General features: G+C 61.7%; 11 protein-coding genes. 4 read left to right on the top strand and 7 right to left on the bottom strand.

Annotated elements, in window-relative coordinates:
- Nucleotides 1-32: 32 nt before the first annotated feature.
- The 5 genes from SH809_14115 to SH809_14135 form a co-directional block, all read right to left on the bottom strand.
- On the bottom strand, nucleotides 33-557 hold the full coding sequence (locus tag SH809_14115; GenBank protein MDZ4700840.1) for a putative metal-dependent hydrolase: 525 nt from the start codon (nucleotides 555-557) through the stop codon (nucleotides 33-35).
- A gap of 207 nt (nucleotides 558-764) precedes the next feature.
- On the bottom strand, nucleotides 765-1148 hold the full coding sequence (locus tag SH809_14120) for a nuclear transport factor 2 family protein (GenBank protein ID MDZ4700841.1): 384 nt from the start codon (nucleotides 1146-1148) through the stop codon (nucleotides 765-767).
- Nucleotides 1149-1352: 204 nt separating this feature from the next.
- Nucleotides 1353-2093 carry a PAS domain-containing protein gene (locus tag SH809_14125; protein ID MDZ4700842.1) on the bottom strand — a complete coding sequence of 247 codons (741 nt, stop codon included), beginning with the start codon at nucleotides 2091-2093 and terminating at the stop codon, nucleotides 1353-1355.
- A gap of 198 nt (nucleotides 2094-2291) precedes the next feature.
- Nucleotides 2292-3365, bottom strand: coding sequence for a phospholipase D-like domain-containing protein (locus tag SH809_14130; GenBank protein MDZ4700843.1), 1074 nt, complete (start codon nucleotides 3363-3365; stop codon nucleotides 2292-2294).
- Nucleotides 3366-3379: 14 nt separating this feature from the next.
- The gene (locus SH809_14135; GenBank protein MDZ4700844.1) at nucleotides 3380-3940 is read right to left on the bottom strand and encodes a DinB family protein; all 561 of its coding nucleotides are present in this window, start codon (nucleotides 3938-3940) and stop codon (nucleotides 3380-3382) included.
- A gap of 171 nt (nucleotides 3941-4111) precedes the next feature.
- Here SH809_14135 and SH809_14140 point away from each other — a divergent pair, with 171 nt between their 5' ends.
- Nucleotides 4112-4879 carry a spondin domain-containing protein gene (locus tag SH809_14140; protein ID MDZ4700845.1) on the top strand — a complete coding sequence of 256 codons (768 nt, stop codon included), beginning with the start codon at nucleotides 4112-4114 and terminating at the stop codon, nucleotides 4877-4879.
- Nucleotides 4880-4971: 92 nt separating this feature from the next.
- Here SH809_14140 and SH809_14145 read toward each other — a convergent pair whose 3' ends face one another.
- Nucleotides 4972-6120, bottom strand: coding sequence for a hypothetical protein (locus SH809_14145; protein ID MDZ4700846.1), 1149 nt, complete (start codon nucleotides 6118-6120; stop codon nucleotides 4972-4974).
- A gap of 38 nt (nucleotides 6121-6158) precedes the next feature.
- Nucleotides 6159-6929 (bottom strand): glucose 1-dehydrogenase, encoded by a 771-nt coding sequence (locus SH809_14150; GenBank protein ID MDZ4700847.1) that lies wholly within the window; start codon nucleotides 6927-6929, stop codon nucleotides 6159-6161.
- 149 nt (nucleotides 6930-7078) lie between these two features.
- Here SH809_14150 and SH809_14155 point away from each other — a divergent pair, with 149 nt between their 5' ends.
- From SH809_14155 to SH809_14165, 3 genes are all read left to right on the top strand, one after another.
- Nucleotides 7079-8149 (top strand): PA0069 family radical SAM protein, encoded by a 1071-nt coding sequence (locus SH809_14155; protein MDZ4700848.1) that lies wholly within the window; start codon nucleotides 7079-7081, stop codon nucleotides 8147-8149.
- 153 nt (nucleotides 8150-8302) lie between these two features.
- Nucleotides 8303-9370 (top strand): Gfo/Idh/MocA family oxidoreductase, encoded by a 1068-nt coding sequence (locus tag SH809_14160; protein ID MDZ4700849.1) that lies wholly within the window; start codon nucleotides 8303-8305, stop codon nucleotides 9368-9370.
- 85 nt (nucleotides 9371-9455) lie between these two features.
- A complete protein-coding gene (locus tag SH809_14165; protein ID MDZ4700850.1) occupies nucleotides 9456-11780 on the top strand; it encodes a DPP IV N-terminal domain-containing protein in 2325 nt (774 codons plus the stop codon).
- The last annotated feature ends 10 nt before the right edge of the window (nucleotides 11781-11790 follow it).

Genomic DNA, 11790 nt, shown 5'->3' on the forward strand with positions numbered 1-11790 from the left:
GCGATATGAAGACAATATTGACACATAAAAGCCTACCACCCTTCGCGTTCGATTGTGCCGAGGATGTGCGCCAGGTGGTGCCGGCCGTGCCATGCGTACATACCCACGGTCCAGTCCAGACGCTTGATTCCGGAAACAGGATGCACGTACGTGCGCGCGAGATCCGCCGGCGACAACGACCGCAGGAGGATTGCCCACCGTTCGTGCAGCAACTGCAAGAAATCGAGTCCGTGCGCTGGCGGGAACGCTCTGTAATCCGCCTGCTCCGCCCAGCCCTTTTCATCGTAAGGCCGGATCGTCGGGTTCTCTTCCGTCAACGCCAGTTTAAAGCGTACGATGCTGTTCATGTGACTGTCACCCAGATGATGGATCACCTGGCGGAGCGTCCATCCCTCGGGCCGGTAGCGCGTATCCAGCTGGTCATCACGGAGCCCCGTAACGACGGCGCGGAGATCGCCCGGAAGGGCATCGATCTGATCGATCCAGGCGGCGACTTCTTCCAGATTCGCGACCGGGTCGTGTAGGAATTTGCCGATGGGGTAACGAAGGTCACTCATGGAGTTGGGGCGGGATGGGAAGTTCACGTGTGCCAGGCAGGATACTACTCCAGCGCGTGAGAGACAAGGCCGGACTGTGTCGCCGGCGTAATGGAAAGGGGTGCCATGCAAAAAGCCCTACTTTCGTCTGGAAAGCAGGGCTTTTTGACCGTACGGAAACGACTTGACCCAATGTTGTCCCCAGGCTTCGCAGGGACAACGTCGAGCTTATTTTGAAGCCGGATAATACCAGACCCGCAAGATGCGCCCATGCCGCACTTCAAAGACGCCCAGCGCGACCTGCGACTGGTCGTCTCCCCAGAAAGCGCGTTCGCGTACGGATACAAACGTGCCGGACACGACCGCCGATTCGATCTCAGACCGCGCCGCCGGGATCGCCACGAAATAGGCTTCCATCGCTCCGCGGAACGCCTCGCGTCCCCGAGCCTCGACGTCCATCCGATCCCCTTGTACGCTGAACCACTGGATGTCGTCGTCGATGTGTGCGAGCATACCTTCCACGTCATGCGCGTTGAAGGCGGCCGTCATGCGATAAAATACCGAAAGTGGATCGGCCAGCGCCTGTAAGGGCGGGGCTTCGAGCATGTCCATGGGGCTGGACCCTGACAGATTGAACGAACCTGGGCAGCGCGGCCTTACGGCGGCGACGAGAGAGACACCCCGGGTTTCGACCAGGGCGGTGGGTTCTTAACCGAGTGAATCAGCGGCGTGGGTGTGGGCCGGAGCTGAAACGCGAGGAGCCGATTGCCCGGTAAAAACGGTCGCCGAGTGTGATGGTTCTCGCAGCGCGCGGCATTACACGGTGGTGGTGCCGAGCAACTCCGCCAGTTCGCCGAGGACGGCTGGCTCAACGGCCTCGCCGTTGTAATGGCGAATCAGTCCTTCAACCTGTACCCGGAAGGGTCCCTGATAGGCGCTCAGATCCATGATCCGATGGAGCCCGACGAGCACAGTATAAAACAGCTCGGTCCAGTGAGCGAGAGAACCATCCTCCAGGGCCAGCACATAGCGGTCCGGCCGGCCATACCGATCGCGCACCAGCGAGTGCGTCACGTCCGCCCACACGCTGTAGCCATCGCGCGTATGGTAACGAACCTCCGCGCGACAGTACGGCATCTTGCCGCTGGTCAGTTCCCGATAGATTTGCGTGATGCGGCGCTCTGTCTCTCGGCGTGTATCCGGATGGAGCGTCACCCCCCAGTCCGCCTCCATCTCTTCCCTCGAATACCCCAGGTACGCCTCCAGGGCCGGATCCGCCCGAAGCCACTGGTGGGTTTGTGCGCAAATAATGACAAGCATCGGGCCGCGCGCCGGCGTTTCGGCGGCAGAACGCCGGTACGCGCTATACTCGGTACAATTCCGAAAAAAAGCCGCCTCGGCCAGCAGCAGGTCGCCTATGTAGCGAAACGAAAACGGATTGGACGTACAGGCGCGTTTCACATCGGCGAAGGCACGGCCCGCTACCAGAAGAAAATACTTGTTGATGGTGCGTCGCGCCTTGTCGGAGGCGTCGGACCGGGTAGGGATGATGCTCATGCGCCGGTTTGAGCCGGACCGTGTGTGCCATCGTGAGGGGCAGACGAACGGCCGTCAGACTGATTTGAGGGGAACAGTTCGGTGCCGTAATCAAATCAATTTCCACCCAGGTGTGTGTCACAAATCCTTGACGATTTTGCGCCGCTCTATGACGATTGTGTGACCGAACGTGCGGTGGCCGGCCCACTCATGTGTGTATCAGACGACCCGTTCGCCGAAAGTCGCCACCATCCGATCGATCTCATCGAGCGCGTACCGCGCCAGTTCGCGCTGTTTACGGACGCCCTCGGGATCGGTGCACTCCAGATCGCCCAGAATGATCAGATTCTCGTCGTTCAGCTTGTTGGCGTCGCCTGTATAATTAAAGCTGCCCGCGATGACGATCGACTCGTCAATCACCATCAACTTGTGATGTAGCTTCGACGGCATCGGTCCTGGCCGGCCCGGCGTGGGGATGAGATGCAACTCGACGCCGGCGGCGTGAAGCAGATCCTTGGACGACCACGACTGATTCGCCTGCGACCGGTGCAGGGCCCCGCGTATCACAACCCCGGGCCGCTCCTTGACCAGCGCCAGTTGATCGTCGATGCCCGAGGACTGCGCGAACGTGAAGATGGCAAAATCGATGCGCGACCGCGCCTTGGCAATCTGCTTCATCATCTCCATCTCGGGTGCATGCTCGGGCGCGAAGAGCACCTTTACCCGCACGCCGGCGAGGAGTTTGACGAGCGGTTTAGGCCCATGTATGTCGCTCTGCGCCCCGAAGCGGCCTTGCTGGATTTCCGAGAACTCGAGGTCGTACGCCTTTGCCACATCCCGGTCGTGCACGATGACGAGGTGATTCAGATTCTTCGATGTATCGGTGGTGGTGAAATTCGCCGATCCCGTCAGGACGGATTGCTTATCTCGCACCATAAATTTCTGGTGGAAGATGTGCGGATTAAAGTCCGAGTTCACCCTGATTGCCGCGCGCAGAATCGCGTTGTGCAGTGTGCGATTGATCTCTCGCGCACCCCCGGCCTCGAAGGGGTTCGCGGCCACCGAACCGGACACCAGGTAATCGGCCTCGAGGACCAGCTTGACCAGCACCCTGCGCTTGCGGGCGCGGATGATGGCCTCGGCGATGGCCGGCGAATCTAGCTCCTGGACTGCGACAAACAGGCTCTTTTTAGCGCCATCGATGAAGCCCACGATGGCCTGCTCCAGGTCGTCCGCTCCCCCGAGTTCGAGTGGGCCCATGTAGAGTTCGATGGCGTCGGCGATGGCGGGCAAGGCATGTACCTGGGTTAGAAGGTGAGTCCGAGGCGATCCCGGAAGAGGATCATGTGGTGTACCTCGTGGCCGGCAATGGCATAAATCAATGCCGCCGGCGTCACCGGGTGGTTACTGGCCGTGCCCCGCCGCGCAAGCGCTTCGTCGCTCAGCGAAGCCACGAGCGCACGGGTAGCCCCTCGGACGGCCTCGAACTCATCGGCCAGCGAGACCAGGGTTCGCGTTTCGAAGCCGGCGTTGCGGACGTACAGGTCCTGATCGAAACTCGGCAACGGCCCCGTCTCCCCGCGCGCAATACACATTGCCCGGTATGAAAAAACCCTCTCCGTATCACTCAGATGACCCAGGATCTCCCGGATCGACCACTTTCCCTCTCCATAACGGATATCTCCTTGCAATTCAGTAAGCCCGCGAGCCAGGTGGCAGGCCGCGGGGTTTTTTGCCAGCAGGATTGACGACCACTCGGCCTCCCGGGCACGGGCGATATAGGCGGCGAGAAAGGGCGAGTAGTCGCCGGGTGCCGGCGGCGCGATGTGATCGAGCAGCGCATGCGGAGTAGCTGGATGTTGACTCATAATCGTCTGGCTATCGATGGAAAAGCGGTGGAAGATACGCGATGTCCGGCTGAAGTAAGCAATACGTTAGCGGGGCGTTAGACTTCCGTGATACACCCCCCGGGGGGTGGATGGTATACTGTGAAGCACAAGTTTTACCCCCTTCACACACAACCATAACGATAACGCGACATGAAATTCATCCACACGCTTACCCTCGTCGCCGCGCTCACATTCGCCGGCTGCCAGGACTCCCTCAACGACGCCAACTCGGTCGCCGGCGACCTCGAAGCCTCGTCCGCCGCGAACGAAAAAGCCTACGGTGGCGGCGACGCCGTCTACCAGGTGCGCGTCCGCAACGTGACCAAGGGTCAGCCGTTCACCCCGCCCCTCGCCGTTACCCATAGCGCCGCGGCGGACCTCTTCAGCGTGGGCGATAAAGCCAGCGTCGGGATCATGGAGATTGCCGAAAATGGCAACCTGGATCCGTTGCTTGCCGCGCTGACCGACAACCCGGAGATCGGCGACCTAGTCGTGGCCGTCGATGGCGACGTCCCACCGCTGCTCGCAGGCGAAGAAGTGACGTTCGAAATCACCTCCACGCCCGGCAAGCGCCACTTCTCGTTCGCGGCCATGCTCATTTGCACGAACGATGGCTTCACCGGTGTTGATAGCCAATTGCTACCTCGCCAAGTCGGTGAGGAAATCGCCCTCGGCATCAACGGCTACGACGCCGGCACGGAGCTCAACACGGAAGACTTCGCCGACATCGTGCCGCCCTGCCAGGGCCTGGTGGGGATCTCGTCGGATGACGCCGGGACGGGGATGAGCAACCCCGCCCTTGCCGAAAACGGTTCCATCGCCCATCACCCGGGCGTCGAGGGCGGCGACGACCTCGTGCCGGCCGTACACGGCTGGAACGATCCCGTCGCGAAGGTGCACATCCGTCGCATCCGGTAAGAAGTGGCTTAAGGATTAACGATTGAAGATTAAATGATTCGAGGTTCAAGGAACGGCCCCCTTAACCTCGAATCTTTAATCTTTAATCGCTTTCAAGCGTCCACATCCGTGATAAAGCCCACGTTGAGCGGAGCCACCACCTCCATGCCGCTGGCCGAGACGAGCCGGACCTGCGAGCCGTCGGCCTCGGGGACGATGCGCTCGACGCGGTCGAACCCCGCCGGCACCGGTTGAACGGCCATGATATACCGGATAACCAGCGGCTTGTCCACCTCGGCGTTAAGGACCGTCGGGAAACCGTCGGCCTGGAGCGGGTTGTTGTCCGCCGAGCCCGCCAGGCCGTAGTGGAAATACGCCGTCACCTCTTCGAGCCCCAGTACATTTTTATGCCGGCTATTCCACGGGGCATAGTGCCGACCTCCATTCGAGAACCAGAAGATCGTATTTCGGAGGACGCGCGGGTCCTTGAGCGCGAACCAGACGTAACCGGCGCGGGGAAACGTCACCGCCGTCCACGCCACATCGAGGCTTGGGTCGGACACGATCATCGCCAGATCCTCATAGCCGCGGCGCGCCGGATACCGGGTCAGATCCACGGATTCACCCGTGATCGCCGGCACGGCATCCAGGCGCTCGAACGAGGCGTCGGCGGCGAGGAACGAGTAGCCAGGGTTTTCGGGCCGTTCCAGGGGTTCAGGAGCCGTGCGGGCCCAGACGAACGGGCTCGTAGAGATCACACCGCTGCCGGGTTCTTCCGGGAAGGCGAGCATGGCGTGATGGCCGGGACTGATGGGACCGCTCATGCCGGACAGCGCGTGTTCGCTGTAGATGGCGTGGTGGTTTTCGACGAGCGTGATGCGCTTATCGATTCGGCCGGCGCGGACCCGCGTGGCCAGGCTTACATGCAGCACCGTGCGGCCGGCCTCGTGCAGAATCCCCTCCAGCCGCCACCGCTCGTTGGACGACTCGCCGTGCGGCGGGTGTTGCTCGCCGCCGAACGCCACGTCGTTTGAGCCAAAAGGGAGGCACAAGAAATCGCCCCGCAAGCTCTGCATCATGGGCGGCAAGCCGGCCACGGTCTCCGGCTCGTTCCACCACGGCGCGATATGGTACGGCGCAATGACGCAATCTTCGAATAAAAACCGGACAGGGCCGATATGCCCGCCCTGCTCCGCTACGGCGAGTTCTACCGTTGGCGTGCCGATGCGCCAGGAAGGTTGGCCGAATACCGATTCGAGCATGGAAAGGATGAGGATGGATGGACGGAAGGAGGGCCGGCTTACCGCGTGGCACGGACGGTGCCCCCCAGTTCTACGCCAAGGCCGCCGTCAATGCGGACCGACTGGCCGGTGATAAAGGTCGCCTCGTCGCTGCACAGGTAGGCGACGAGGCCGGCAATTTCATCCGCCGTGCCGATGCGACCGGCGAGGTGCATCTGGCGGACTTCTTCGTAGAGCGCGTCCGGGTCGCCGGATTGCTCCGCCGTCCACCGCACCATCGGGGTATCGACGGTGCCCGGGCAAACGGCGACACACCGGATCGTCGGGCTAAAATCGATGGCGATGCTCCGCGTCAGCCCCAGCATCGCCGTTTTGCTGGTGGTGTAGGGCGCGACATTCGCCTGGGAATGGTACGCTTGGACGCTAGACATATTGATCACCACGCCGGCGCCCCGGCGCTGCATGCCGGGTATAACAGCCCGCGCGCAAAGAAACGCACTCTTCAGATTGACAGCCATCACCCGGTCCCACTCCTCTTCCGTCGTGGACACCACCGTCCCGTAATGCTGGATGCCGGCATTGTTAACCAGTATGTCGATGTCTCCGAATGCGTCAATCGCCGCTTCAACCGCGGCAGCGACGTCTGCCGATCGCGACACGTCACAGGCGAAAAAACGTAGCCTATCACCCGTCTCGAGCACGTTGCCGGCAGGATCGACATCCAGCACGGCCACGCGAGCGCCTTCCGCATGCAGGCGATGGACGATGGCGGCCCCTATCCCTTTGCTTCCACCGGTTATGACGGCGGTGCGGTCCCTGAAACGCTCCATGGATCTCCGTTGATGGCCGGCAGGCGCCTGGTCCTGAATCAGGGACCGCCGATGAGAAAGCGAATGTTTATACGGAGCGTAAGATAGCGATTGGCCGGAACGAGACCATATGTGTGGAGTATGTTTCATTTAACCAACCGATCCGTAGCATGCAGGATTCCACACTTCCCACGCGCCACGGCCGGGCCGCCGGCTACAATCCTCCCAACCGGTTCGAGCCCATGCATCTGGAAGAGGACCCAGCCGAACTAGACCCGGCCGAGCTTCGCCAGATCAAAACTCTTTTTTTTCACGACACCTCGAAGTCCGCCCTCTCCAAAAACGACAGCCCGGACATTCCTTTTACCTATAGCATCAACCCGTATCGAGGCTGCGAACACGGGTGTATCTATTGTTATGCCCGCCCCTCGCACGAATACCTGGGGTTCTCCGCCGGGCTGGACTTCGAGTCCCGCATCGTCGTCAAGCAGGACCTGCCCCGGCTCCTCGCCGAGGCTTTCGACCGCCTGTCCTGGCAGCCGCAGCCGATCATGCTCTCCGGTAACACGGATTGTTACCAACCTGTCGAACGACGGCTCAAGATCACCCGCGCCTGCCTGGAAGTCTTTGCCCGGTATCGCAACCCCGTCTCCGTCATCACTAAAAACGCCCTCGTCACCCGAGACCTCGACGTTCTTGAGGAGCTCGCCGCGCTTAACCTGGTCCATGTGGCGATGTCGATCACCAGCCTCAAGCCGGATATCATCCAGGCGATGGAGCCGCGCACCTCGCGGCCAGCGGCGCGGCTTCGCGCCGTCGAACAACTCGCCGCCCGCGGCATCCCGGTCGCGGTAATGGTTGGGCCCGTGGTGCCCGGGCTGACGGACGAGGAGCTGCCGGCCATCATCGAGGCCGCCGCCGCGGCCGGCGCGACGCGGGCCTATTACGTGATGCTCCGGCTGCCCGGACCCGTGCGCGAACTCTTTCTATCCTGGTTGGAACGCGCCTATCCGGACCGTAAACAGCGCGTCATCAACCGGCTGACCGACCTCCGGGGCGAGTCCCTTACGGACGGCCGCTTTGGCGTCCGGATGCGTGGCGAAGGGCACTGGGCCGACGTGGTGAATCGCCTGTATCGCATGACCTGCCGCCGGCTCAACCTGAATCAACCCGGATCCTCGCTGGCCACCGAGCACTTTCGACGACCAGCTACCGATGGACAGCTGAGTCTGTTTGCGTAGCGTAATCGTCCATGGCCTCGAAAGAGCGTTCCACAGGCGTTCCATCGCCGCAGCTGCAACGTGTATTCTTGACCATCATTTAGCATAGACGGGCCGGCCAGTGTACCTTGCGTCTATCGTGTTTCCGGCTCAACCCAACCCAGAACCTCTCGCATGGCTCGTAAGAAACTCTCGGTGCTCGTCGCAGGCTGCGGCAACATGGGTACCTCGCATGCCCGCGCTTACCACCGTCTCGAAGCCTTTGAAATCGCCGGCCTCGTCAGCCGCCAGCCCGAAAGCCGCAATCGGCTCTCCGCTGAACTAGGCGGGCTGCCTACGTTCGCCGACTTCGACGAAGCGCTCGCGGCCACTCGGCCGGATGTTGTGTCGATCAACACCTACCCCGAGACCCATGCCGAATACGCCCGGAAGAGCCTCGAGGCCGGCGCTCATCTATTTGTCGAAAAACCCCTCGCCAACACGGTCGAGGAAGCACAACAGATCGTCGACCTCGCACGAGATCACAACCGAAAACTCGTCATCGGTTACATCCTGCGCGTACATCCAGCATGGACCCGGTTTATAGCGATCGCCCGCACCCTCGGCAAGCCGCTCGTCATGCGGATGAACCTCAACCAGCAGAGCAGTGGAAAAACCTGGGAGACGCACAAGAACCTGATGAAGACGATGTCGCCGATCGTCGACTGTGGCGTTCACTATGTCGATGTGATGTGTATGATGACCGGCGCCAACCCGATGCGCGTCAGCGCGATCGGGGCGCGGTTATCCGATGAGATCGCGCCGGATATGTACAACTACGGACAGCTTCAGGTGACCTTTGACGATGGGTCCGTGGGATGGTATGAGGCTGGCTGGGGGCCGATGATGAGCGAGACGGCCTTCTTCGTAAAAGACGTGATCGGACCGAAGGGCTGCGTGAGCATTGAAGACAAACCCGCCGGCACAAGCGACACAGTCGACGATCACTCCAAAACCGGACGCCTCCGGCTCCACCATAGCGCCATGGGCCCCGACGGACGCTTCGCGAAACAAGACGACCTGATCGACACCTCCGACGAGCCTTCCCACGACGGGCTCTGTGAACTGGAGCAGCGCTTTCTGCTAAACGCGATCGAGAACGACGTCGACCTTTCGGATCATGCGCGAGAAGCCGTGAATAGCCTCAAGGTGGTGCTTGCGGCCGACGAGGCCTTCCGCACGGGGCGCGTCGTTTCGCTCTAGCACTGGCTCCCTGAGACGCCCACATATTGTCTATTTTGGGTATACTTCTGTCACCCCGCCATTGCCTCTTCAGATCCGAACCTGCATGCGCATGCACCTGCTTTTGCTGGCCCTGGTGGCCCTGTGTTTCGCCCGGCCGTCAACGGCACAGCAACCGGTCACGACCGAAGACTACGCCAGGGCCGAGTCCTTCCTCGCCACGAATACCTGGCCGCTCGTCTACCGCAGTGGTGTTCGCCCGACGTTTCATGCCGGAGATCGCTTCTGGTACGCCGTCTCGACGCCGGCCGGCACGGAGTTCGTCACCGTGGATCCGGCCCGGAAAACCCGCGCCCTCGCCTTCGAGCACGACCGCCTGGCCAGCGCGTTATCCACAGCGGCGGACACCGCCTATTCGGCCGAACGCCTTCCATTTTCCAGCATCGAGCCCTCCGCCGACGGCCGCTCCCTCGCCGTTATCATCGAGCGCACTCGGTATGAATGCGACCTCCGGGCGTATACCTGCGCCGGAGCGCCTCACAGCGCCCCGCGCCTCGATCGCCGTAGCGTTCCCTCGCCCGATGGCCGCCTCGCCGCCTTCATCCGTGATAACAACCTGTGGGTCCGCGATCAGCAAACTGGCGACGAGACCCCTTTGACTACCGACGGCGTGACCGACTTTGGGTACGCCACCAATAACGCCGGCTGGACGCGCAGCGAAACCCCGGTCGTATTATGGTCCCCCGATTCCAAAAAAATCGCCACGTTCCAACATGACGGGCGGGGTGTCGGAGAGATGTACCTGACGTCGACCGAAACCGGCCGGCCGAAGCTCGAAGCCTGGAAATATCCCCTGCCCGGCGACAGCCTCTTCTTTCGGATCGAACGCGTCGTGATCCATGTAGACGACGCGCGCGTCGTCCGCCTCCAGATGCCGCCCGACCCGCATCGCGGGACGACAACGGACCACATTGCCGGTCAGGGCGGCCGCTTCCTCGATGTGGAATGGAGCTCCGACAGCGATCAGCTCGCGTTTGTCTCCAGCTCGCGTGACCATAAGGTGGCCACCCTGCGTGTGGCCGACCCGGAAACGGGCGTCGTTCGGGATGTGTTGACGGAGAAGACCAATACGTACTTCGAATCCGGCTTCAGCGATGAAAACTGGCGTGTCCTGTTCGAAACCAATGAGGTATTGTGGTTCTCCGAGCGCGACAATTGGGGGCATATGTACCTCTATGATTTGTCGACCGGCGAGCTGAAGCAACAGATCACGCAGGGAGAATGGGCCGTGCTGGATATGAAGCGGGTCGATGCCCGGGGCCGTACCCTGTATTTCACCGCCGGCGGACGCGAACCGGGAGACCCCTATTTCCATCGCCTGTACCGGATCGGGATGGATGGCAAAAATCTGCGCCTGCTGACCGCAGAGGATGCGCATCACACGATCGCGTTCGTGCCCTCGGGCGATTTCTTCGTCGATACCTATTCCACGTCCACTACCCCGCCCGTCAGCGTGGTGAAGGATACGGATGGACGGACGGTCGTCGAACTCGAACGCGCGGACATATCTGCCCTGCAGGCCGCCGGCTGGCAGCCACCGATCCCCTTCACCACGAAGGCGCGCGACGGTGTGACCGAGTTGCACGGGCTGATGTATCGACCCTCCAACTTCGATTCCACCCGGTCCTACCCGGTCCTCAATTATCTGTACCCCGGCCCTCAGTCAGGCAGCGTGGGCACACGCAGCTTCGTGCCGGCGCGGAGCGATAAACAGGCCGTCGCCGAGCTGGGCTTCGTCGTCATCGAAGTCGACGCCATGGGCACCCCCGGCCGCTCGAAGTCCTTCCATGACGCCTATTACGGTAATATGGGCGACAACGGCTTACCGGATCAAATAGCGACGATACAGCAGCTCGCCGATCGGCACGGGTGGATCGACGACAACCGCGTAGGCATCTGGGGGCATTCGGGAGGCGGCTTCGCCTCGGCGGCCGGCGTCCTCCGATATCCCGACTTCTACGATGTCGCCGTCTCCAGCGCCGGCAACCATGGCAACCGCCTCTATGAAGACGACTGGGGCGAAAAATGGCAGGGACTGCTGGAAGAAGGGCCGGATGGGACAACCAACTACGACAACCAGGCCAATCAACTGGTGGCCGGTAACCTGAAGGGCAAACTCCTGCTCGCGCACGGCAACATGGACAACAACGTCCCGCCCTACAACACGCTCGCCCTGGTCGACGCGCTCATCAAAGCGAATAAGGATTTCGACCTGCTCATGATCCCGAACGCGCGCCACGGATTTGGCGACGCGAACAACTACTTCATGCGCCGGCGGTGGGACTACTTCGTTCGTCATCTGCTCGGTGTCGAGCCGCCGCAGGGGTATGAAATTGGCCGGCGCATGGAAGTGCAACAGCCCACGGGTTGATGCGTACTGT

This window comes from Rhodothermales bacterium (assembly GCA_034439735.1).
Lineage (GTDB): Bacteria > Bacteroidota > Rhodothermia > Rhodothermales > JAHQVL01 > JAWKNW01.

Excerpts from the sequence above, each read along its gene's own strand:
- SH809_14115 (MDZ4700840.1), bottom strand. The coding sequence starts at position 557 with ATGAGTGACCTTCGTTACCCCATCGGCAAATTCCTACACGACCCGGTC.
- SH809_14120 (MDZ4700841.1), bottom strand. The coding sequence starts at position 1,148 with ATGGACATGCTCGAAGCCCCGCCCTTACAGGCGCTGGCCGATCCACTT.
- SH809_14125 (MDZ4700842.1), bottom strand. The coding sequence starts at position 2,093 with ATGAGCATCATCCCTACCCGGTCCGACGCCTCCGACAAGGCGCGACGC.
- SH809_14135 (MDZ4700844.1), bottom strand. The coding sequence starts at position 3,940 with ATGAGTCAACATCCAGCTACTCCGCATGCGCTGCTCGATCACATCGCG.
- SH809_14140 (MDZ4700845.1), top strand. The coding sequence starts at position 4,112 with ATGAAATTCATCCACACGCTTACCCTCGTCGCCGCGCTCACATTCGCC.
- SH809_14145 (MDZ4700846.1), bottom strand. The coding sequence starts at position 6,120 with ATGCTCGAATCGGTATTCGGCCAACCTTCCTGGCGCATCGGCACGCCA.
- SH809_14150 (MDZ4700847.1), bottom strand. The coding sequence starts at position 6,929 with ATGGAGCGTTTCAGGGACCGCACCGCCGTCATAACCGGTGGAAGCAAA.
- SH809_14155 (MDZ4700848.1), top strand. The coding sequence starts at position 7,079 with ATGCAGGATTCCACACTTCCCACGCGCCACGGCCGGGCCGCCGGCTAC.
- SH809_14160 (MDZ4700849.1), top strand. The coding sequence starts at position 8,303 with ATGGCTCGTAAGAAACTCTCGGTGCTCGTCGCAGGCTGCGGCAACATG.
- SH809_14165 (MDZ4700850.1), top strand. The coding sequence starts at position 9,456 with ATGCGCATGCACCTGCTTTTGCTGGCCCTGGTGGCCCTGTGTTTCGCC.